Annotated in this window: 24 protein-coding genes; 7 read left to right on the forward strand and 17 right to left on the reverse strand. The window is 71.3% G+C overall.

Annotated features, from left to right (window positions below; all coding sequences use genetic code 11):
- Positions 1-20 precede the first annotated feature (20 nt).
- The 5 genes from ACIQMX_RS30460 to ACIQMX_RS30480 form a co-directional block, all read right to left on the reverse strand.
- Positions 21-476 (reverse strand): hypothetical protein, encoded by a 456-nt coding sequence (locus ACIQMX_RS30460; RefSeq protein ID WP_402482872.1) that lies wholly within the window; start codon positions 474-476, stop codon positions 21-23.
- Between the two features lie 242 nt (positions 477-718).
- On the reverse strand, positions 719-1,390 hold the full coding sequence (locus ACIQMX_RS30465) for an enoyl-CoA hydratase-related protein (protein ID WP_363067565.1): 672 nt from the start codon (positions 1,388-1,390) through the stop codon (positions 719-721).
- Positions 1,391-1,568: 178 nt separating this feature from the next.
- Positions 1,569-2,024, reverse strand: a complete 456-nt coding sequence (locus tag ACIQMX_RS30470; RefSeq protein ID WP_363067563.1) for a hypothetical protein — start codon at positions 2,022-2,024, stop codon at positions 1,569-1,571.
- 7 nt (positions 2,025-2,031) lie between these two features.
- The gene (locus tag ACIQMX_RS30475) at positions 2,032-2,241 is read right to left on the reverse strand and encodes a DUF397 domain-containing protein (protein WP_363067561.1); all 210 of its coding nucleotides are present in this window, start codon (positions 2,239-2,241) and stop codon (positions 2,032-2,034) included.
- Positions 2,238-3,116 carry a helix-turn-helix transcriptional regulator gene (locus ACIQMX_RS30480; RefSeq protein WP_363067559.1) on the reverse strand — a complete coding sequence of 293 codons (879 nt, stop codon included), beginning with the start codon at positions 3,114-3,116 and terminating at the stop codon, positions 2,238-2,240. The genes ACIQMX_RS30475 and ACIQMX_RS30480 overlap by 4 nt, the downstream gene beginning before the upstream one ends.
- Before the next feature lie 400 nt (positions 3,117-3,516).
- Between ACIQMX_RS30480 and ACIQMX_RS30485 the strand changes: the two genes are divergently transcribed.
- The 3 genes from ACIQMX_RS30485 to ACIQMX_RS30495 all read left to right on the forward strand — a co-directional run bounded on the left by ACIQMX_RS30485 (position 3,517) and on the right by ACIQMX_RS30495 (position 5,900).
- Entirely contained in the window at positions 3,517-4,524 is a 1,008-nt protein-coding gene (locus tag ACIQMX_RS30485) for a helix-turn-helix domain-containing protein (protein ID WP_402482877.1), read from the forward strand.
- Positions 4,525-4,576: 52 nt separating this feature from the next.
- Complete coding sequence (locus ACIQMX_RS30490) at positions 4,577-5,164, forward strand: Uma2 family endonuclease (RefSeq protein WP_402482879.1); 588 nt, start codon at positions 4,577-4,579, stop codon at positions 5,162-5,164.
- 64 nt (positions 5,165-5,228) lie between these two features.
- Entirely contained in the window at positions 5,229-5,900 is a 672-nt protein-coding gene (locus tag ACIQMX_RS30495) for a DNA alkylation repair protein (RefSeq protein ID WP_402482882.1), read from the forward strand.
- Positions 5,901-5,986: 86 nt separating this feature from the next.
- On the opposite strand, the gene ACIQMX_RS30500 is transcribed toward ACIQMX_RS30495, so the two are convergent.
- The 5 genes from ACIQMX_RS30500 to ACIQMX_RS30520 are packed head-to-tail and all read right to left on the reverse strand — an operon-like array spanning position 5,987 to position 10,630.
- Positions 5,987-6,934 carry a hypothetical protein gene (locus ACIQMX_RS30500; RefSeq protein WP_402482885.1) on the reverse strand — a complete coding sequence of 316 codons (948 nt, stop codon included), beginning with the start codon at positions 6,932-6,934 and terminating at the stop codon, positions 5,987-5,989.
- Positions 6,931-8,181 carry a protein phosphatase 2C domain-containing protein gene (locus ACIQMX_RS30505; protein ID WP_402482887.1) on the reverse strand — a complete coding sequence of 417 codons (1,251 nt, stop codon included), beginning with the start codon at positions 8,179-8,181 and terminating at the stop codon, positions 6,931-6,933. The genes ACIQMX_RS30500 and ACIQMX_RS30505 overlap by 4 nt, the downstream gene beginning before the upstream one ends.
- Positions 8,182-8,188: 7 nt before the next feature.
- Complete coding sequence (locus tag ACIQMX_RS30510; protein ID WP_363067547.1) at positions 8,189-8,854, reverse strand: VWA domain-containing protein; 666 nt, start codon at positions 8,852-8,854, stop codon at positions 8,189-8,191.
- Between the two features lie 25 nt (positions 8,855-8,879).
- A complete protein-coding gene (locus ACIQMX_RS30515) occupies positions 8,880-9,365 on the reverse strand; it encodes a hypothetical protein (RefSeq protein WP_363067545.1) in 486 nt (161 codons plus the stop codon).
- Positions 9,362-10,630, reverse strand: coding sequence for a methyl-accepting chemotaxis protein (locus ACIQMX_RS30520; protein WP_363067543.1), 1,269 nt, complete (start codon positions 10,628-10,630; stop codon positions 9,362-9,364). The genes ACIQMX_RS30515 and ACIQMX_RS30520 overlap by 4 nt, the downstream gene beginning before the upstream one ends.
- 200 nt (positions 10,631-10,830) lie before the next feature.
- Between ACIQMX_RS30520 and ACIQMX_RS30525 the strand changes: the two genes are divergently transcribed.
- Complete coding sequence (locus tag ACIQMX_RS30525) at positions 10,831-11,550, forward strand: tellurium resistance protein TerA (RefSeq protein ID WP_402482892.1); 720 nt, start codon at positions 10,831-10,833, stop codon at positions 11,548-11,550.
- A gap of 114 nt (positions 11,551-11,664) precedes the next feature.
- On the opposite strand, the gene ACIQMX_RS30530 is transcribed toward ACIQMX_RS30525, so the two are convergent.
- A complete protein-coding gene (locus ACIQMX_RS30530) occupies positions 11,665-12,822 on the reverse strand; it encodes an acyl-CoA dehydrogenase family protein (protein WP_363067658.1) in 1,158 nt (385 codons plus the stop codon).
- Positions 12,823-12,996: 174 nt separating this feature from the next.
- Here ACIQMX_RS30530 and ACIQMX_RS30535 point away from each other — a divergent pair, with 174 nt between their 5' ends.
- The gene (locus ACIQMX_RS30535) at positions 12,997-14,340 is read left to right on the forward strand and encodes a UDP-glucose/GDP-mannose dehydrogenase family protein (protein WP_363067539.1); all 1,344 of its coding nucleotides are present in this window, start codon (positions 12,997-12,999) and stop codon (positions 14,338-14,340) included.
- Between the two features lie 37 nt (positions 14,341-14,377).
- Here the strand turns inward: ACIQMX_RS30535 and ACIQMX_RS30540 are convergent, their stop codons facing one another.
- Positions 14,378-14,890, reverse strand: a complete 513-nt coding sequence (locus tag ACIQMX_RS30540) for a CGNR zinc finger domain-containing protein (RefSeq protein ID WP_363067537.1) — start codon at positions 14,888-14,890, stop codon at positions 14,378-14,380.
- A 102-nt stretch (positions 14,891-14,992) separates the two neighbouring features.
- Between ACIQMX_RS30540 and ACIQMX_RS30545 the strand changes: the two genes are divergently transcribed.
- Positions 14,993-15,352: a VOC family protein gene (locus ACIQMX_RS30545; protein ID WP_363067535.1), complete on the forward strand. Its 360-nt coding sequence runs from the start codon at positions 14,993-14,995 to the stop codon at positions 15,350-15,352.
- 27 nt (positions 15,353-15,379) lie between these two features.
- Here ACIQMX_RS30545 and ACIQMX_RS30550 read toward each other — a convergent pair whose 3' ends face one another.
- The 3 genes from ACIQMX_RS30550 to ACIQMX_RS30560 are packed head-to-tail and all read right to left on the reverse strand — an operon-like array spanning position 15,380 to position 18,257.
- Complete coding sequence (locus ACIQMX_RS30550) at positions 15,380-16,576, reverse strand: dipeptidase (protein WP_402482897.1); 1,197 nt, start codon at positions 16,574-16,576, stop codon at positions 15,380-15,382.
- 5 nt (positions 16,577-16,581) lie between these two features.
- Positions 16,582-17,121, reverse strand: coding sequence for a 5-(carboxyamino)imidazole ribonucleotide mutase (gene purE, locus ACIQMX_RS30555; protein WP_402482900.1), 540 nt, complete (start codon positions 17,119-17,121; stop codon positions 16,582-16,584).
- A complete protein-coding gene (locus ACIQMX_RS30560) occupies positions 17,118-18,257 on the reverse strand; it encodes a 5-(carboxyamino)imidazole ribonucleotide synthase (protein ID WP_363067529.1) in 1,140 nt (379 codons plus the stop codon). Before ACIQMX_RS30560 ends, purE begins: the two co-directional genes overlap by 4 nt.
- Positions 18,258-18,458: 201 nt before the next feature.
- Between ACIQMX_RS30560 and ACIQMX_RS30565 the strand changes: the two genes are divergently transcribed.
- Entirely contained in the window at positions 18,459-18,998 is a 540-nt protein-coding gene (locus tag ACIQMX_RS30565) for a GtrA family protein (protein WP_363067656.1), read from the forward strand.
- Positions 18,999-19,002: 4 nt separating this feature from the next.
- On the opposite strand, the gene ACIQMX_RS30570 is transcribed toward ACIQMX_RS30565, so the two are convergent.
- Together ACIQMX_RS30570 and ACIQMX_RS30575 are read right to left on the reverse strand one after the other, a co-directional pair.
- Positions 19,003-20,268 carry an ATP-binding protein gene (locus ACIQMX_RS30570; protein WP_363067527.1) on the reverse strand — a complete coding sequence of 422 codons (1,266 nt, stop codon included), beginning with the start codon at positions 20,266-20,268 and terminating at the stop codon, positions 19,003-19,005.
- 15 nt (positions 20,269-20,283) lie between these two features.
- The gene (locus ACIQMX_RS30575) at positions 20,284-20,961 is read right to left on the reverse strand and encodes a response regulator transcription factor (protein WP_363067525.1); all 678 of its coding nucleotides are present in this window, start codon (positions 20,959-20,961) and stop codon (positions 20,284-20,286) included.
- Between the last annotated feature and the right edge of the window lie 342 nt (positions 20,962-21,303).

The following is a 21,303-nucleotide window of genomic DNA, read 5'->3' on the forward strand; positions in this document are numbered from 1 at the left end:
CGCGCCGCCCGTCGTCCGGCTCAGCCGAACATCGAGGCGGCGATCAGCCCCACGACGATGGCCGCGGCACACACCAGGACGGTCGTCCCCCGCCTGCGCCCGGTCTTGCGGGAACCCTGCCGCGGCCGGGCGGCGCGCGTCGGCCCGGGCGCCGGCGCCTCCGCCGCCCTCGCGCCGGCCGTCTCGGCCAGCAGGCCGCGGCAGCAGGCCGCGAGACGGGCGATGTCGCCGTCCAGCGGGACGGTGGTCTCGGCGCGCGCCGGGGCGGTCGTGCCGCCGTCCAGGATGCGCCCCGCCCGCACCCTGACCCGGCCGCGCCCGTGGGACGCGAGGCTGATCCAGCGTCCGGCGTCCTCGCCGCGGATCACCGCGGTGCCGTCGCGCTCCCGGTAGACGGTGTGCTGCCGCCAGAGCAGTTTCGCCAGCGGTACGGGGAGGTCGGCCACCGTCGCGGCCTGCCGTCTGTCGTCGCTCAACGGCACGGGACCGCCCGACGGCCGGTGTCCCGCGCAGCTCGTCTTCGGAACTCCGCGGGAACGTGGGCGTGCGGGTGGATCGGCCGGGGTCCGTGCCCCGGTATGTACGTGGTCAACTCGCCGGTCCTTTCGGGTCGCGCCGGTCGGCGCGATCACCGCAGGATTGTAGAGGCGCGACAACCATGCATGTGTAGAGGGCAGTTGACGGGCCACGCATTCGCCGCCCGCGGCCCGGCGGCGGCTCAGCCGAGCGGGTCGGTGGTGTCGCGCAGGGTGGCCAGGGCCGGTGCGTACATGCGGGCCTTGATGGTGCCGACGGTGTCACCGGCCTTGTTCACCTGCGCCTGCGCGAGCTCGATCGCGGTGGAACGCACGGCGTCCTCGCCGACCGCCCGGTCGACGATGCCGGCCGCCGCCGCCTCGGACCCGCCGTAGCGGTGGGCGGTGAGCATCGCCTCGTGCGCGGTCTGCGGGGCCAGCCGGGACTGGATGAGCGCGGCCATGCCGGGCGTGAAGGGAATGTTGATGTCCGCTTCGGGCAGGCACCAGTAGCCGCGGTCGGCACGCATGACGCGGAAGTCGTGGGCGAGCGAGAACATCGCACCGGCGGCGAAGGTGTGTCCCTGGAGCGCGGCCACCGTGATGACCGGCAGCGACAGCATCCGGGCGAGGAGTCCGTGGACCGAGACGACGTAGTCCTGGTGCTGGTCGGCATGGGCGAACAGCCAGTCCAGGTCCAGCCCGTTCGAGTAGAACTTGCCGGTCGCGGCGGTGACCAGGGCGCGGGGGCCCTCCGCCTTCTCCACCTCGTCGAGCGCGGCGTCGACGGCCGCGAGCCAGTCGGGATGGAAGCGGTTCTCCCCGTCCCCGAGGTCGAGGACGAAAACGTTGTCGTGACGGTCGAGCGAGGGCACGGTGGCTCCTTCGGGCCGAGCGGACGGCGGGAGTGGCTGCGCGCTGCGGCCGGAACGAGGAAGCGGCCCAACCCACGCGAGCTACCTGTCGGTAACTTATGGGGTGGGGCCGGGACAGGCAAGAGGGCCTGGCGTGATCGTTTGCCGGCCGGCCCCCCGGCTCCCGTGAGTGCCGGGCTCAGCTGCGGAAGTTGCGGGCCAGCCAGGGGCTGAGCATCGTGCGCGGGACGAGCTCCTTGTACGTCTCGTCACCGGGCAGCGGAACGACGAGCCACTGGCCGGGCGGGAACAGCCTTCCCTTCACGTACGCGATGCCGCCGTACACGGAGCGGAGGAACGCGGGTACGGAGTCGCGGGGGACGTCCTCGAACTCCACTCCGTCGACGGTGATCTTCGCGTCGTCCTCGGGAAAGACCTGGACGGTGACGGCGGGCGCACCACCCAGCTCGATGAACGCCTCGTGCGGCAGCGAGCCGTCCGTGTCGAGTACGGCGAACGCCCCGGCGGAGGCGCGGCGGGAGGTCTGGTCGGCACCGATGTCGTCGGTGACGGTCATCTCCAGGTTGTACGCGCGCGCGACCTCACGGACCGCGGCGACGGCGGACTCGGTGCTCGGCAGACGAGGATGCCCCATGCGGTCCTCAGCCCTGCGCCGCGTACGCGACGAAGGCCGCCCAGGCGGCCGGGTCGCAGGCGAGGCGGGGGCCTTGGGCGCGCTTGGAATCGCGGACGTGGACGGTGTGCGGGGCGGCGGCGACCTCGACGCAGTCGTTGCCGTCACCGCTGCTGCTGTAGCTGCTCCTGAACCACGACGGCTCGGCCGCATGCACGGCAGAGGGCTTGTCGATCATGACTCTCCCAGCAGTTGCTCGATGAAGGCCAGTGACTCCCTGGGCGAGAGGGCCTGGGCCCGGATCATCCCATAGCGCAACTCAAGGATCCTGAGCTGCTTGGGGTCCGAGACCGGACGGCCACCGAACGCGCCCTCGGAGCGGCCCACCGCACTGCCGTCGGGGAACTTCAGCACCTCGATCAGGCCGCCCGTGCCCGGATGTTCCTCACGGTGGGTCGGCATCACCTGGATCGACACGTTGCGCAACCTCCCTACTTCCAGCAGGCGTTCGAGCTGGCCGCGCCGCGCCGCCGCACCACCGACGGGACGTCGCAGCGTGACCTCCTCCTGTACGAAGCTGAGCGACGGGAGCGGGTCGCGGTCGAAGAGGGACCGTCGGGCCATGCGCGCAGCCATCACGCGCTCCATCTCGTCCACGGTGTACGCCGGAAGCCATGAGGAGAACAAGGCCCGCATATGGTCCTCGGTCTGCAGGAGTCCGTTGATGTTGTGGTGGTGATACGCCTCCACCTGAACGGCTCTGGCTTCCAGCTTCGCCAGATCCCGCACCTTCTTCGGGTACCGGACCTCCGCCACATCCCGCTTCATCGCGGCGATCTTGCCGCCCGCGCCCAGCACCTCGTCCGACCGGTCCAGGAACTCCGGCCGCGGGATGCGCCGCCCGCCCTCCACCTTGTAGACCAGGTCCTCCCCGTACCCGATCGCGGCCCCGAACTCACAGGCCCGCATCCCCGCCGCCTCCCGCCACGCCCTGATCTGGCGTCCCACCGCGGCCACCACCGCGGCGCCCGACTCGTCATCGGGGTCGACCTCCCAGCCTGGCTCGTCCGCCCCGCCGTCACCCTGCTCCGTACCGTCGCCAACCACGGTCATGCGTGCCCCACTTCCGACGTGCGTGCCGTTCTTTCCTCAACGGCATCCGTTGCCCGCGCGTCACTCCGGACAACCGGGACAGCGCCGGACACTTCCCGGACAACTGCCACCGGGTCGCGGATGCCCACGACTTACGCGGCCACGACCCGGTTGCCCACGACGCGGCCGCCCGCGACGCCTAAAGGCTTTTAAAGAACTCAGGGAAATAACCCCACCAAACCCGACCCCACCCCCGTCCTGACCTGCGTCACTCTCGCGAGTGAACAATGGCAACTGGGCTGGATTCGAGGCGGGTTGGCTGGCATATGCTCGCCGCGACAACCCAAGAACTGAGACGGCCCCCGCCGAGACTGAGAATCTCAACCGGGGGCCTGACCACGAGGAAGCAGAGACCTTCCCAATGGATACCCCGCAGATTATCGCGCCCCCGTGCGCCCAGCCCGGCTCCCCCGGCAGCCATGACGTCACGCCGACATCCGGCGTCCTCCACGTCAACACCCGCCACAACTCCGGCTTCGTGATCATCGGCAACCACCTCGCCCAGCACGACGGCCTCTCCCTCATCGCGATCGGGCTCGCCGTCCACATCCAGTCCCTGCCCACCGGGGCGAAAGTCGGCATCAAGGTCCTCACGGAGCGCTTCCCCGAAAGCGAAGCCCGCATCACCGCCGCCCTGCACGAGCTCGAAGCCAAGGGCTACCTCCACCGCAGCCGCGTACGCCTCCCCAGCGGCCGCGTCATCACCCGCACCATCTCCTACAACCAGCCAGGCACCACCGCACCCCCGGCCGCCCCCGCACCGCCACGGCCCCGGCCACGCCGCACCAAACCCCCGACCGTGCCCGCCGCGCCGCCACCTCCCACGCCGCGGCGCGAGGCAGCCGCCCCGCCCCCGCCCCACGTCGAGGCATCGCCCCCGCCCGCTGCCCCGAAGCCCCCGCCGTCGGCCGCTCTCCCGTACGTACCGACCCCCACGGCCCCCAGGAAGCAGCCCCCGCCGCTCCCCCAGCCCCACACACCCACCCCGGAACTCCTCCGAACCGCCGAAGCCGTCCTCACCGACCTCCGCCGCCACGCACCCCAACTCACCCTCGCGGAGGAGGACATCCCGGCCCTGGTCCCCGGCATCGCCGCCTGGCTGGAGCGCGACATCCACCCCGACACCATCCGTCACACCCTCACCGACCAACTCCCCACCCCCGTCAAACACCCCGCGAAGTTCGTCCGCCACCGCATCACCACCCTCCTGCCACCCCCACTCCCCGGCACCACCGACCTCACCCCGCCACCCCGCCGTAAACCCCTCACCATCCCGCTCCAGAACTGCGACACCTGCGACCGAGCCTTCCGCGCCCCCCACCCCGGACACTGCCGCGACTGCCGGACCGATCTCGGACAGGCCGCCTAGCATGAACGTGACGACCCCCCTTGCCTCCGGGCACAGACGAGGAGCGCACGCCATGGCCATCGCGTCGGACGATGCACCGCGGGACTCGGCCCGATACCGGGCCATGCGCGAGATCGTCGAGCAGATGCAGGACAGCGTTCCCGGAAAGCTTGAGATCACCAAGGAAGGGATCGTGCACGACATGATGGCCCCGGGGCGTCCCCACGAGCTGACCACGGCGCGTGTGAGTCGTCGCCTGGAGAAGCTCATGCCGGACGACATCGTCGCGCACACGGGAACTCCGGACGTCGAGGAGGAACCGGCGGGCATCCTGCGTCACCCGGACGTCATGGTGATCGCCGAGGCAGACATGGAGGGGCAGGGATCCTTCGATCCCCGCACACTCATCGCCGCCGTCGAGGTCGTCTCGCAGTCGAACCCGGACAACGACTGGGTGAGCAAGATGCGCGACTATCCACTGCTCGGCATCCCCGTCTACGCCGTCTTCGACCCGCGCTCGGGTACGGGGGCCGTCCTGTCCGACATCCACCCGACGCCGCAGGGCCCTCGCTATGCCACGCGCAAGGACTTCGTCTACGGCGAGGACGTCACCATCGCCGAGTGGACCATCGCGACGACCGACCTGCCCCGTTACGCCTGACGGCGGGCACACCGGGCACGGCCGTACGCTGAAGCCCGTACGCGAGGAGGAACGGGAGGCTCCGGTGACCGGGACGACAGTGGACGAGGTAAGGGCCGAGCTCGCCGCGCTCGACGACCCGAAGGCGCGCGCGGTCAACGAGCGGCACGGCGACGACCACGGAGTGAACCTCGGCAAGCTGCGGGCGATCGCGAAGCGGCTGAAGACGCAGCAGGAGCTCGCGGTCGGACTCTGGGCGACGGGCGACACCGCCGCACGGCTGCTGGCGCTCCTGATCTGCCGCCCGAAGGTGTTCACCCGTGACGAGCTGGACTCCATGCTGCGCGAGGCCCGGGCACCCAAGGTCCACGACTGGCTCGTGAACTACGTGGTGAAGAAGAGCCCGCACGCCGAGGAGCTGCGCCTCGCCTGGTCCGCCGATCCGGACCCGGTGGTCGCCGGTGCGGGCTGGGCACTGACCACCGAGCGCGTGGCGAAGAAGCCCGAGGGCCTCGATCTCGACGCACTCCTCGCCGTCATCGAGGCCGAGATGAAGGACGCCCCGGACCGCCTCCAGTGGGCCATGAACCACTGCCTGGCCCAGATCGGGATCGAGCACCCCGAGCACCGCGCCCGTGCGATCGGCATCGGCGAGCGGCTGGAGGTCCTCAAGGACTACCCGACGTCCCCGGGCTGCACGTCACCGTTCGCGCCCGTCTGGATCACCGAGCTCGTACGGCGGCGCGAGGGCGCGTAGGCGGTGCGGGTGCGCAGTCGCGGGTGTACCGGTCCGCGCCCCCGGCTCCGTTCGGTCCCGTCTGCCCTGCCGGTCCCGTCGTCCCGTCAGTCCCGGAAGTTGATCGTGCCCCGTCGGCGCTCGCCGTCGAACTTCGAGCGGTCGATCGCCGGACGCGGGGCCGGACGGGCGGCGATCAGCCTGATCACCTCGCGGCCGGCCAGCGCGGTGCGCCACTGCCCCATGTCGGGACGCGCACCGCAGGGTCCGTTCGCCTGCTGCCAGAGCCGGCCGACGGCCGCCTGCCGCCGGTCGTCCAGCACACCCGGCACCGGGACCAGCGGCTTCCCGGGCGAGACATAGGCGTCCTGGGCCAGCACCCGGCCGATCACCAGCGCCGCCTTGTAGCGGTCGCTGTCGACCGAGACCGTTCCCGGCGGGGCGAGCGGGTCGTGCCAGTCGGGAGTGTCCGCCTGTTCCAGCACCGGGCGCCGCCCGGAGAGCCGGATGCCGTCGCAGTCCAGGAGGTAGGCGGCGGGGGCAGGGCGTACGGTCCACAGGATGTTGGCCTGGGAGAGGTCGCCGATCACCAGGCCCAGTGCGTGCAGCCACTCGAAGTGGGTCACCAACGCCACGGCCAGCGCGTACCGTTCGGCCGGCGAGGGCTGCTGGACCGCCTGCCAGGCGGCCTTGGGCGGCCTCAGGGCGTAGGAGAGCTCGACGAGCTTGCTCTCGCCCTTCGCCGTCGTCCAGGTCATCGCCTCGGGCGCCCGGTGCATGAGGAAGCCGATGGCCCCGGCCCCGTCCACCACCCTGCACAGCGGCCATGCCGCCTCGCGGTCGAGCCGGTCGCGGTCGGCCGGGCCCAGGGCCTGCCGCAGCGAGACGAGCGCGGCCAGAGCCGCACCGTCGACCTTGCGCGGTTCCCGGTAGCTCTTGTAGAGCAGCGCGCCGGGCCCGCCGATCGCGTGGACCTCTCCCTGTCCGCCGTCGCCGACCTTCTCGAACACCTTCAGGGAGCCGTACGGGACGTCCAGGCCGTCGTGCACGCTCACGCGGGGCACTCCCACAGCACGACGACGCTCCGGTCGTCGTCGTACGACTTGACCCGGAACTGGCTCTGCCACAGGAAGTCGGCGGGGCCCGGCACCGTGCCGGTCCCCCACGCCTCATTCAGGAAGTCGCGCATGCCCTGGTCCCCGGACAGCGGTGTGGACAGCCCGTCCGTGCTGAGCACGAGGACGTCGCCCGGCGCCGCGGGACCGAGCAGCCGCGTGACCGCGGTACGGGCGAGCGGCAAAGCGGCGGTACGGGTGTCGATCATCCCCGACGCCTCCGGGTCCTCCTCCTGCGTGACGTCGAGATACCAGGCCCCGTTCCGCAGCAGCGCCGTTCCGCCGTCGCCCACGGCCATGAACCCGCGGGTGCGGACGGCGGGGTCGAGCGGCACCAGCAGGATCCGCAGCGTGGTCGCGTACGCCTCCGGCCGGAACTGCCCCTCCCGATGGGCCAGATCGGCGAGGAGCACGGCGATGCTGCCGACCGCCTCGTCCGCCCGCGCGGTGAAGGCGGCCAGGTCCTCGGCGCGCAGGGCGTCGAGCAGGTCGCCCGCCACCCGGTCCAGATACACGGCCGCCTGCCGGCACACCTCGTTGGAACCGACATGGGAGCGGGCCGCCGACCCGACGCCGTCGGCGACCGCGAGCAGCAGCAGCTCCCCGCTGTCCGGACTGCCGATCCGGGTGACGCACAGCGCGTCCTGACGGGGCTCGCCCAGATAGCGGTGGGAGTCCCCGCGCACGGACGCGGCCCTGACGACCAGCGGGCCGTAGGCCGCGCCGTCCACCACGATGTCGGGCAGGGTCGCCGCCGCCGGGTCCTCGCCCGCGCTGCGCAGGCCTTGCGGGACCGGGGCGTAGCTCGGCGGCCGCTTCCCGCTGTGCCGCGGGTCCCCGAGCAGCGGAACGGACTGCGCTTTCGGCGCCACGGCCTCCGGCACGGGGTCCGGCACTGGGGCCGCAAGGCGCGGGGAGACGGGTGCGGCGGACACCGGAGCCGCAGCCGCAGCCGCACCATGGGGCTGCTGGGGCTGCTGAGGCGGCAGCGGGCCGGGCAGCTGCTGCTGTGACAGTGGCGGATGCGAATGCGGTGACTGTGACGGATGCGGCGGCTGCGGTGTCTGCTGGTGCCCCGTCGACACCACCGCCTCGACCGAACTCCACGTGTCCCGCAACGGGTCGTCGCTTGCGCCGGGCTCGCCGGATCCGGTCGTCGCCCCGCCCATCCCCTGCTGCTGCATCATCCCGTCCTCAGAGCTTGTCGAGGGACACGGTCGAGAAGCCCGGCACCGTCTCGTCCACCGCCAGCGTGAAGCCGGACCCGCCGTCGACGGAGATGCTGCTCGCCGACCGCACGATGGAACGGGTGAGACTGGAGGCGAACTCGCGCAGCGCCTGGGCCGGTGACACCATCGCGTCCTTCTGCATGAACGCCCGGAAGTTGGCCACCTGGGCGATCGTGGCCTCCTCGGCGTCCCCGATGCCGAAGGCGATGATCTTCGGGCAGAACCGGGAGAGTTCCAGTTCCTTGAGCGCCTGCTCCCAGCCGTCGTCGGTGGGGATCCCGTCGGAGAGGAAGAAGGCCACCGGGCGGTAGACCTCGTGCCCCTGGCCCTTGAGGGCGGCCACGTCGGCCTCGATGCAGCGCAGCAGGGTGCGGAAGGCGTCGCCGTACGACGTCAGGCCGCCGGCCGCCAGCGCCGGGACCTGGTCGATGTCGCTCAGGTCGACGAGCGGCTGCAGCACGGTGGCGTTGTCCGAGAACCCGATCAGGCAGAACCGGGTCTTGTCGGCGACCGTCGGATTGGTGCTGATCTCGTGGTGCAGCTCGGGAAGCGCGTTGTTGATGGCGTCTATCGGTCCGCCGGACATCGAGCCCGACTCGTCGCAGAGCAGGTAGAACGGAAGGATCTGCACGGTCTCGTACCTCCGGTGGTGCCGGTCAGTAGGTGTAGAAGTAGATCTCGATGTCGGCGTGGCCCGAGGAGGACCCGCCCTTCCAGAAGTCGCGCGTGGTGGCTCCCTTGAACATGTCCGGACGCGCCTTCGCCAGGAGGGAGTTGACCTCGTGGGCATAGGCTCCGCCGGCCCCCGGATCCGCGTGGCGTCCGAAGGTGAGGACGAACGCGGCCTGACGGCCCCGGTAGGCGGCCGTCGCGGCGCGCAGCCGCTGCTCGATGCGCTGCCGGTCCCCCGGCGCCGCGTCGATGGAGACCGTCACCGGCTTGTTCCGTACCGCGCGCGGGCCCTTGGGCTTCGGCTTCGCCGAGGGTTTCGGCTTGCCCGACGCGGAGGCCGCGGGCTTCGCCGCCGCTTCGGCGGCCAGCGGGTCACCGCGGTCTCCCATCGCCACGAGGGCGAGCACGAGCAGCATGTCGGCGAACAGCCATCCCGCCAGGTGCAGCGGGTTGAAGCGGGGCGCCCTCATCGTGCGGGTCCGCGCGGCGGGACGGCGTCCTCGGGCTCGGGCTCCTTCTCCAGCCATACCGGTGGACGGTCCCGCCGGCCGGCCGGCGCCGGCACGGTCCGCAGCGCGTCCACGAGTCCGCCGAACCGCTCCGCCACCTCCTGCAGCGCTCCGGCCTGGTCCGCCAGTCCGCGCACGACGTCCTGCGACGCCGCGACGCCGCGGGCCGACTCCTCGGCGACATCGCCGAGCCTGGTCAGTACCTGCGCGGAGACGTCGGAGGCCACCTCGATGCCGGTCGTGAACGAACGCTGGGACGCGGCCAGCGTGTTGACCGAGTCCTCGACGCGGTCGCCGGCCGAGTCGAGCACGTCGCGCACCGCGCCGCTGACGTCCCGGACGTCCTCCAGCGCCTTGCGGACCATGGCACCGCTGCCGCTCACCGCGGACTCGACCTGCTTGCCGCCGTCCCGGACGGCCTCCGCGATACGGTCCGCCGCGTCCTCCAACGGACGTACGGAGCTGTCGATCCCGGCGAGGCGTCCTTCGGCCTTCTCCACCGCGCCGCCCACCACGACCGCCGCGGAGGCGAGTTGCTTCTGCGCCTCGGCCGCGCGATCGCCGAGACGGGTCAGCGTGGCGGCCGCCTCGGTGAGCTCGGCGGCGAACCGTACGGGGGACGACAGCCGGTGGGTGTTCAGCACGAGCTGAGCTCGCGTCAGTACCGGGACGAGGCGCTTGCGGAGCTGCTCGGCGTCGCGCTCGGCGCTCTCCTCGCGGCGGGTGACGGAGGACTTGCGCAGGCCGTGGACCAGCACGAGCGCGAAGAGCAGGGCGATCGCGGACGTCGCCCCCATCGCGACGTGCCCGAAGGTGAACGCACCGGTCAGATGGCCCTCGAAACCGGACTGCCACAGTTGCAGGAAGGGCCTGGAGGCGGCCTTCGGGTCGGCGCCGGTCAGGGCCTGGTAGGCGCTGGACGCCTGCGTCAGGCCGTACCACGTCATCATGAGCGGCACGAAGACCAGCGCCCCGAGCAGCGCCTCCAGCCAGGACCACGCCCGGTGTTCCTCGGTGCCCGCGCCCACGGGCTCGACGCTCTCCGGCCGGGCGTAGGCGTGCAGCAGGTCCAGGTCCGCCCACGGGTCGAGATCCTGCGTCGTGCCGGTGAACGCGTCCGCGAGTGCGGTGAGTTCGGATCTTCTGGGAGTGAGTCCGGGCTCGGAGGCGAGCTCTCGGATCTTCCGCGCAATATCCTGACGGTCCATCAAGGCGCTTACGGACATGCCCATCCCTCTGAGAGAAACTCAGGGGGCCTCCCCACTTCGCGCCGTTCGCTCCCCAGCGATCACAGAACGCCCGCCCCCCGCACGGCGGTACTCACATGCAGTACCTCCGTGGGCGCAGAGCGTACCGCAGGGTCCATCGGCTCAGGCTTACAATCCAGACCCTCGTTCCCGACGGAACACCTGGCGCTGGGGGCCTCATGGGTACCGATGACCGACCGCGTGGCGTGATCCGGCTGGGTGGACCGGCCCGCGTCTCCCGGACCGTTCCCACACGGACGCCCGCGACCGGCGGCGATGCGCGTCCGGCCGAACTGACGCGGGCCGCGCCGGACGGCCGGTTCGGCGGAAGGGGTGCACTTCAGGCCAATCTCAACTGGCTGCCGGGTCCGGGTGCCGATGTGAACCTGTGCTGCCTCGTCTCGTTCAGGGACGGGAGCGTCCAGGTGGTGCAGGCGCTGGGCGACGACTACGGTTCGCTCACCGCGTGGCCGTACGTCGCCCTCGACCAGGACGACCGGACGGGGGAGTCGTCCGACGGCGAGACGCTCCGGGTGAACCCGCAGCACCGCGCGCTCTTCGACCGGCTGCTGTTCTTCGTGTACCTCTACGAGGGCGCCGCCGACTTCCGCCGGCTCGGCGCGGCGGTGACGGTCACCGCGCCGGGCGACGCGGGACGCCGGATCCTGCTCGACGAATCCCCCGCGGGGTCGGTCGCCTGCGCCATCGCCCTGGTCACCCCGGACACCGACGGCTTCCGGGTCCGCCGGGAGGTCCGCTGGTTCCCCGGCTGTCCGGAGGCGTCGCCCCACGAGCAGATCGACCGGGCGTACGGCTTCGGGATCGAGTGGACCAGGATGGAGAAGCCACCCCGCCGGCCGGTGGACCCGCGGCGCGGCGGTCCGGGCCGCACGCGATGACGGCCGCTGCCTCACGCCCCGCCCACGGCCCGGACGGCACGCGACGCGCCCCGCACCCGGAACGGTCCGGGTGCGGGGCGCTGGGCCGTACGGGTGCGCGGGCGCGCGACGCCGTTACGGGAGGTTGCGGGCCATCACGATCCGCTGGACCTGGTTCGTGCCCTCGTAGATCTGGGTGATCTTCGCGTCGCGCATCATCCGCTCCACCGGGTAGTCCCGCGTGTAGCCGTAGCCGCCGAGCAGCTGGACCGCGTCCGTGGTGATCTCCATCGCGACGTCGGAGGCGAAGCACTTGGCCGCGGCGCCGAAGAACGTGAGGTCGCCGTCGAGGCGCTCGGACTTGGCGGCGGCCGAGTAGGTGAGCTGGCGGGCCGCCTCCAGCTTCATGGCCATGTCGGCCAGCATGAACTGGACGCCCTGGAAGTCGCCGATCGGCTTGCCGAACTGCTTGCGCTCCTGGACGTAGCCCTTGGCGTAGTCGAGGGCGCCCTGGGCGACGCCGAGCGCCTGGGCCGCGATCGTGATGCGGGTGTGGTCCAGGGTCTTCATCGCCGTGGCGAAGCCGGTGCCCTCCTCGCCGATCATGCGGTCGGCGGGGATGCGGACGTTGTCGAAGTAGACCTCGCGGGTCGGCGAGCCCTTGATGCCGAGCTTCTTCTCCGGGGCGCCGAAGGAGACGCCCTCGTCCGACTTCTCGACGACGAAGGCCGAGATGCCCTTGGAGCGCTTGGTCGGGTCGGTGACCGCCATGACCGTGTAGTACTCGGAGACGCCGGCGTTGGTGATCCAGCGCTTCACGCCGTTGAGGACCCAGAAGTCACCGTCTCGGACGGCCCTGGTCTTCATGCCGGCGGCGTCGGAGCCGGCGTCCGGCTCGGAGAGGGCGTACGAGAACATCGCGTCGCCCTTGGCGAGCGGGCCCAGGTACTTCTTCTTCAGGTCCTCGGAGCCGGACAGGATCACCGGGAGCGAGCCGAGCTTGTTCACGGCGGGGATGAGGGAGGAGGAGACGCAGGCGCGGGCCACCTCCTCGATCACGATGACCGTGGCGAGCGCGTCGGCGCCGGCGCCGCCGTACTCCTCCGGGACGTGGACCGCATGCAGGTCGGCGGCGGTGAGGGCGTCCAGCGCCTCCTGCGGGAAGCGGGCCTCCTCGTCGACCGCTGCCGCGAACGGGGCGATCTTCGCCTCGGCGAGCGCACGCACCGTCTCACGGAGCATGTCGTGCTCCTCGGCCGGACGGTACAGGTCGAAATCGGTCGAACCCGCCAAGACGCTCACTCCCCATGATGCTAACTACCGTTAAGTAACCCAATTTTAGGCGCCTTCCCCGGCACAGGCATACGTGCTGGGGCCGTGAGCTTCACGACAGCCGGAATGGGACGTTTCAAAGGCAGGACTATGCTCGTTCACCGCACGTCTGTCCGCATCTCACAGGAGCACTACATGGCCCTCAGGATCACTGTGATCGGCACCGGCTATCTCGGCGCCACCCACGCCGCGGCCATGGCGGAACTGGGCTTCGAGGTCCTCGGGCTCGACATCGTGCCCGAGAAGATCGAGATGCTGTCCGCCGGCCGGGTCCCGATGTACGAGCCGGGGCTGGAAGAGATCCTGAAGAAGCACGTCGCGGGAATCGACGGGTCCAGCGGGCGCCTGCGGTTCACCACCTCCTGGGAAGAGGTCGCGGAATTCGGCGATGTGCATTTCGTCTGCACCAATACGCCGCAGAAGCACGGCGAGTACGCGTGCGACATGAGCTATGTCGAGAGCGCCTTCGACTCGCTGGCGCCTCTGCTGACCCGGCCCGCCCTGGTCGTCGGCAAGTCCACCGTGCCGGTCGGCTCCGCGGCCCGGCTCGCGGCCCGGCTCGTCGAGCTCGCGCCCGTGGGCGAGGGTGCCGAGCTGGCCTGGAACCCGGAGTTCCTGCGCGAGGGCTTCGCCGTCAACGACACGCTGCACCCGGACCGGATCGTCGTCGGCGTGGAGAGCGAGCGCGCCGAGAAGCTGCTGCGCGAGGTGTACGCCGGGCCGCTCGCGGAAGGGTCCCCGTTCGTGGTGACGGACTTCCCGACCGCCGAACTGGTGAAGACCTCCGCCAACTCCTTCCTCGCCACCAAGATCTCGTTCATCAACGCCATGGCGGAGGTCTGCGAGGCCGCCGACGGCGACGTGGTGAAGCTGGCCGAGGCGATCGGGCACGACGAGCGCATCGGGAAGAAGTTCCTGCGGGCGGGCATCGGCTTCGGCGGCGGCTGCCTCCCCAAGGACATCCGCGCCTTCATGGCGCGCGCCGGTGAGCTGGGCGCCGACCAGGCACTGACCTTCCTCCGCGAGGTCGACTCCATCAACATGCGCCGTCGCGGTCACATGGTGGAGCTGGCCCGGGAGGCCGTGGGCGGCGGCTCGTTCCTCGGCAAGCGGGTCGCCGTGCTGGGCGCGACGTTCAAGCCGGACTCGGACGACGTACGCGACTCGCCCGCTCTGAACGTCGCCGGGCAGATCCACCTCCAGGGCGGCCAGGTCACGGTCTTCGACCCGAAGGGCATGGACAACGCCCGGCGGCTCTTCCCCACCCTGGGATACGCGGACACCGCCCTGGACGCGGTGCGCGGCGCGGATGTCGTGCTGCACCTCACCGAGTGGAGCGAGTTCCGCGAGCTGGACCCGGAGGCGCTGGGCGAGGCCGCCGGCCACCGCATCATCCTGGACGGGCGCAACGCCCTGGACCCGGTGGTGTGGCGCGGCGCCGGGTGGACGTACCGGGCGATGGGACGGCCGAAGGCCTGAGGGCTTCCCGGCCCCGCCCGAGGGCCGGCGCGGCGCCTCAGCCGCGCTTCGCGCGGTACGTGCGCATCTTCGCGCGGGCGCCGCAGACCGACATCGAGCACCAGCGGCGGCGCCCCGCCGGGCTGCGGTCGTAGTACGCCCAGCGGCAGTCCGCCGCCTCGCACACCTTGAGCCGGACCCAGGTGCCGTCGGCCGCCGCGGCGGCGATCGCCGCCGCGATCCGCGCGGTCAGCCCGGGCGGCTCCTCCACGGGACACAGCGACGCGGCGCCCTGCGCGTCCACGGTGACGCGCAGGGGCGCGTCCGCGAGCAGACCGTCGAGCAGCGGAACCGAGGCGCCTGCGGGCGGGCCGTGGCCGGCGTGGACGAGGCAGACACGGCGCAGGGCCTCGCGCAGGTCGCGGGCCGCCGGGACGTCCGGCCCGGTGATCGCGAGCGCGGCGCGCCCGGCGGCGGTGTCGAGGGCGTCCGCGCCGGTCTCGACGTTCAGGGTGTTGACCAGGGCCTCGACCAGCGCGAGTCCACCGGGTGCGGAATCCCTCTCATTCATGGTTGCGACGTTACCTCCACTGCGGGAGCATGCAGTAACGGTGACCGGTTGGGCCGCTTTACCGGTAACCGCATGCCCGCTACTGCCCGAGGAGGAAACGTCATGGCCGTCGCCAAACTGGGTGCCGTCGTCCTGGACTGCCCGGACCCCGTCGCCCTGGCCGGTTTCTACGCCGAGTTGCTCGGCGGAGAGGTCGAGCAGCAGGAGGACTGGGTGGACCTCGCCGGCGTCACCGGCGCGCCGCTCGCCTTCCAGGCCGCGCCCGGCTTCGTACCGCCGCGGTGGCCGCGCCCGGACGCCTCGCAGCAGTTCCATCTGGACCTGACCGTGGAGGACCTGGACGCGGCGGAGAAGCAGGTGCTGGCGCTGGGGGCGACCGTGCTCGACGCGGAGGACCGGCAGCGGACCTTCCGGGTGTACGCCGATCCGGCGGGGCACCCGTTCTGTCTCTGCGCCTGCTGAGACCCGGCCGGCGGACGCCCCGGGGGTTCAGGCCTTCGGGACGTCCAGCTGTTCGATCGTGGCGTGGGACGGGCCGCGGCGCGTGCGCAGGTCCCGGGCCACGTCCTCGGCGGCGCGCAGGACCCGTACCGCGTTCTGCCAGGTGAGCTTCGCCAGGTCGGCGGCGGACCAGCCGCGGCCCAGGAGCTCCGCGATCAGGTTCGGGTAGCCGGCGACGTCTTCGAGGCCCTGCGGAAGGAACGCGGTGCCGTCGTAGTCGCCGCCGATGCCGATGTGGTCGATCCCGGCGACCTCGCGCATGTGGTCGAGGTGGTCGGCGATCGTGGCCACGGTCGCCATCGGGCGCGGGTTCGCCGCCTCGAACGCGGCATGGATCTTCATCCCGCGCTCGGTGGTGTCCAGGTGGTGCAGTCCCTGCGCGCGCATGTTCTCGTCGGCGGACTTCGTCCAGGCGACGGCCTCCGGCAGCACGAACTTCGGTACGAAGGTCGCCATGGCGATGCCCCCGTTGGCCGGGAGCCGGCCGAGGACGTCGTCGGGGATGTTGCGCGGGTGGTCGCAGATCGCCCGCGCCGAGGAGTGCGAGAAGACCACCGGCGCGGTCGAGGTGTCGAGCGCGTCGCGCATGGTCGTCGCCGCGACGTGCGAGAGGTCGACCAGCATGCCGGTGCGGTTCATCTCCCGTACGACCTCGTGGCCGAAGGGCGAGAGGCCGCCGACGCCCGGGTCGTCCGTCGCCGAGTCCGCCCAGGCGATGTTGTCGTTGTGGGTCAGCGTCATGTAGCGGACGCCCAGGGTGTGCAGGGCGCGCAGGGTGCCCAGCGAGTTGTGGATGGAGTGGCCGCCCTCGGCCCCCATCAGGGAGGCGATCCGGCCCTCGGACCGGGCCGTCTCCATGTCGTCGGCCGTCAGGGCGCGGCGCAGGTCGGCGGGGTGGCGCTCCAGCAGTTCGGCGACGGCGTCGATCTGTTCCAGGGTGGCGCTGACGGCGTCGTCGCCCGCCATGTCGGACCGTACGTACACGGACCAGAACTGGGCTCCGACTCCCCCGGCGCGCAGCCGGGGGATGTCGGTGTGCAGATGGGCCGACTGGTCGGTGGCGATGTCGCGGGCGTCCAAGTCGTAGCCGACCTGTTCGCGCAGCGCCCACGGCAGGTCGTTGTGGCCGTCGACGACGGGGTACTCGGCGAGGAGTTCCCGGGCGCGGTCCAGTCGGTCCGTCACGGTTCCTACTTTCCGAAGCCGAAGGTGTCGGGGTTGCCGACCTTGCTGCGCAGGCGCTTGCCCTTCTCGGTGGCCTGGTCGTTCAGGTCCGAGAGGAACTCGGTCATGCGGGCCCGCAGCTCGGCGTCGTGCGCGGCGAGGATCCGGACGGCCAGCAGACCTGCGTTGCGCGCGCCCGCGATGGAGACGGTGGCGACCGGGATGCCGGCGGGCATCTGGACGATGGACATGAGGCTGTCCATGCCGTCCAGGTACTTCAGCGGGACCGGCACGCCGATGACGGGCAGCGGGGTGACGGAGGCGAGCATGCCGGGGAGGTGGGCGGCGCCGCCCGCTCCGGCGATGACCGCCCGGAGGCCACGGCCGGCGGCCTCCTCGCCGTACGCGATCATCTCGCGCGGCATGCGGTGGGCGGAGACGACGTCGACCTCGTAGGGGATCTCGAACTCGTCGAGCGCCTTGGCCGCCGCTTCCATGACGGGCCAGTCGGAGTCCGAGCCCATGACGATGCCGACGACGGGTGCGGCGGAGGCGGGGGCAGTCATTCGGTGATCGTTCCTCGCAGGTAGTCGGCTGCGTGCCGGGCGCGCTCGCGCACGTCCGCCAGATCGTCGCCGTAGGTGTTGACGTGACCGACCTTGCGGCCGGGCTTCACGTCCTTGCCGTACATGTGGATCTTGAGCTGCGGGTCGCGGGCCATGCAGTGCAGGTACGCCTGGTACATGTCCGGGAAGTCGCCGCCGAGCACGTTGGACATGACCGTCCAGGTGGCGCGGGGGCGCGGGTCGCCGAGCGGGAGGTCCAGTACGGCCCGGACGTGGTTGGCGAACTGCGAGGTGATCGCGCCGTCCTGGGTCCAGTGCCCGGAGTTGTGCGGCCGCATCGCCAGTTCGTTGACGAGGATGTGCCCGTCACGGGTCTCGAAGAGTTCGACGGCGAGGTGCCCGACGACGCCGAGCTCGGACGCGATACGGAGGGCGAGCTGCTGGGCCTCGCCCGCGAGCCGCTCGTCCAGCTCCGGGGCCGGGGCGATGACCGTGTCGCAGACTCCGTCGACCTGGATCGACTCGACGACCGGGTAGGCGACGGCCTGGCCGTGCGGTGAGCGGACGATGTTGGCCGCCAGCTCCCGTACGAAGTCGACCTTCTCCTCGGCGAGGACCGGGACACCGGCCCGGAAGGGGTCGGCCGCCTCCGCCTCGGAGCGGACCACCCAGACGCCCTTGCCGTCGTAGCCGCCGCGCACGGTCTTGAGGATGACGGGGAAGCCCCCGGCCTCCTCGGCGAAGGCCGCGGCGTCGGCCGGGTCCTTCACGATGCGGTGGCGGGGGCAGGGCGCGCCGATCTCGGTGAGCTTCGCGCGCATCACCCCCTTGTCCTGGGCGTGCACCAGCGCGTCGGGGCCGGGGCGCACGGGGATGCCGTCCGCCTCCAGGGCCCGCAGATGCTCGGTGGGCACGTGCTCGTGATCGAAGGTGATCACGTCACAGCCGCGCGCGAAGGCGCGCAGCGTGTCCAGGTCGCGATAGTCGCCGACGACGACCTCGCTGACCACTTGGGCCGCCGAGTCCTGAGCGGTGTCACTGAGGAGCTTGAACTTGATGCCGAGGGGGATGCCCGCCTCGTGGGTCATACGGGCGAGCTGACCGCCGCCGACCATGCCGACTACCGGAAACGTCACTCCTCCAGGGTATCCGCACCCTTCGGGGGCACCGGACGATGCCCCCGGACCCCGGCCCGCGGCGGGCCGGGGAGACGGCTCCGGGTGTCACGGCCCCGCCACACCCGTCCCGGTACTCACGGGCGGCCGACGGGCCGCCTGGTTAGCATGGCTGGGTTGACGGAACCTGAAGCCGAACCGACAGACGGGCTGAGCGATCACATGAGCGAACGGGGCGCACTGCGGGCCCGGCTGGATCTGCTGGCCCGGGAGGTCGCCAAGTTCGGCGTGGTCGGCGCGGTCGGCCTGGTCGTCAATATCGGCGTATCGAACCTGCTGTGGCGCTACACGGACATTCCCACGGTGCGGGCCGGACTGATGGCGACGTTCGTCGCGATCCTCTGCAACTACGTCGGCTTCCGCTACTGGACGTACCGGGACCGTGACAAGAGCGGCCGGACCCGGGAGCTGACGCTGTTCCTGCTGTTCAGCGCGGTGGGTGCGGTCATCGAGACCGGCGTGCTGTACGCGGCGACGTACGGGTTCGGCTGGAACACCCCGGTCCAGAGCAATGTCTTCAAGATCCTCGGAATCGGCATCGCGACGATGTTCCGCTTCTGGTCCTACCGGACGTGGGTCTTCAGGGCGCTGCCTGACAAAGACGTGGCCGTGAGCGCGGAGGACGTCGCCCAGGCCGTTTCCGTACCGGCACCGGCGCCCGCCGCCGCCGTGCGGGTCGAGGCGGATTCCGCCCGGCGGTAGCCGGTCAGCGCACCGGGCGTTCCGGTTCGTCCCTGTCCAGGGCGACCTGGCTGAGGAAGAGCGCGAAGACCGGGGGCTGCTGCTGGAGCAGTTCGAGACGGCCGCCGTCCGCTTCCGCCAGGTCGCGGGCCACCGCGAGGCCGATGCCCGTGGAGTTGCGGCCGCTGATGGTCCGCTCGAAGATCCGCGCCCCCAGGTCGACCGGGACGCCCGCTCCCTCGTCCGTCACCTCGATGACCGCCTGATTGCCGGTGACGCGGGTGCGCAGCGCGACCGTGCCGCCGCCGTGCATGAGTGAGTTCTCGATCAGCGCGGCGAGTACCTGGGCCACCGCGCCCGGTGTGCCGACGGCCCGCAGCCCCTTCTTGCCGGAGCGGACGACGGCACGGCCCTCGCTCCGGTAGGCGGGGCGCCATTCCTCGATCTGCTGCTTGACGATCTCGTCGAGGTCGAAGACGACGGCGGAGCCGGTCCGCGGGTCCCGGGCGTTGGTCAGCAGCCGCTGGACCACATCCGTGAGCCGCTCGACCTGGGTGAGCGCGATGTTCGCCTCCTCCTTCACCGTCTCCGGGTCGTCGGTGACGGAGATCTCCTCGATCCGCATGGAGAGCGCGGTGAGCGGCGTACGGAGCTGGTGGGAGGCGTCGGCGGCGAGCCTGCGCTCGGCGGTGAGCATCCGGGCGATGCGTTCCGCGGAGGAGTCCAGCACGTCGGCGACGCGGTCCAGTTCCGGCACCCCGTAGCGCTTGTGGCGCGGGCGCGGGTCGCCCGATCCCAGACGTTCCGCGGTCTCGGCGAGGTCGGTGAGCGGCGAGGTCAGTTTGTTGGCCTGGCGTACGGCCAGGAGCACGGCGGAGACGATGGCCAGCAGCGCCACCGCGCCGATGATCATCAGGGTGCGGCCGACCTCGCGGGTGACGGAGGAGCGGGACTCCTCGACGGTGACCTTCTCGCCGTGCTCACCCTCCTCCGTGGCGCTGATCACGCTGCCGCTGGGGCGGTCGCCGACTTCGATGGGGGCACGGCCGGGCATCTCGACCAGGGCGTAGCGCGAGTCGTCGATCTGTTCGGCCAGCACGCCGGGGTTGATCCGCTCGGCGCCCAGGAGCCGGCTCTCGATCACGCTGATCAGCCGCAGCGCCTCGGAGTCGACGCTCTCCTGGGCGCTGCTGCTGATGGTGCGGGTCTCGACGATGACGAGGGAGACGCCGAAGACGGCGATCACCACGAGCACCACGGCGAGGGTGGAGTTGATCAGGCGTCGGCGCATGACTGCTTCTGTACGTCAGCTCTTCTCGAAGCGGAAGCCGACGCCCCGGACGGTGGCGATGTAGCGGGGATTGGCGGCGTCGTCCCCGAGCTTCTTGCGGAGCCAGGAGATGTGCATGTCGAGGGTCTTGGTCGACGACCACCAGGTGGTGTCCCAGACCTCGCGCATCAGCTGGTCCCGCGTGACGACCCGGCCCGCGTCCCGGACCAGGACCCGCAGCAGGTCGAACTCCTTGGCGGTGAGCTGGAGTTCCTCGTCGCCCATCCAGGCCCGGTGCGACTCGACGTCGATCCTGACGCCGTGGGTGGCGGGCTGCGGGGCGGGCTCGTTGGCGCCGCGGCGCAGCAGGGCCCGGACCCGGGCCAGGAGCTCGGCGAGCCGGAAGGGCTTGGTGACGTAGTCGTCGGCGCCGGCGTCGAGGCCGACGACCGTGTCCACCTCGTCGGCCCGGGCGGTGAGCACCAGGACCGGCACGGTGTGGCCTTCGGCACGGAGCCTGCGGGCGACTTCGAGGCCGTCCATCCCGGGCAGTCCCAGGTCGAGCACGACCAGGTCGATGCCGCCCTGGAGGCCGGCGTCGAGCGCGGTCGGGCCGTCTTCGCGGACCTCGACCTCGTAGCCCTCCCGACGCAGGGCGCGGGCCAGCGGCTCCGAGATGGATGCGTCGTCCTCGGCGAGCAGTACACGGGTCATGCAGTGATGGTAGTCCGCGCGGACGACAACGAGTGAGGTGATCGACAAGCCCTGCGGGTCTGCGATCCATTCACGCCTGGACCTTCGAATATGGGAGCGTGGTTGCACCTTGACCTGTGATCCATCTCTCAAGTCCTTCCATATGCCGCGCTGTCGTGTCGTATGGTGTTTCAACGCCTGTTGCACTACTGAAGGACCTTTGGGCAGCTATGAGCGCCTGGGGTCCTTCTTCGTGTGCGGGGCTGGTACCCGCCAGTCCGGATTTTTCAGTGAATGACCTGTGGGCCGGGCCCGGTGCGCCGATGAAGGCGCTCCGGGTGTGGATCCCGACGCGGTGGGCGT

The organism is Streptomyces sp. NPDC091416 (assembly GCF_044756845.1).
Taxonomy (GTDB): Bacteria; Actinomycetota; Actinomycetes; order Streptomycetales; family Streptomycetaceae; genus Streptomyces.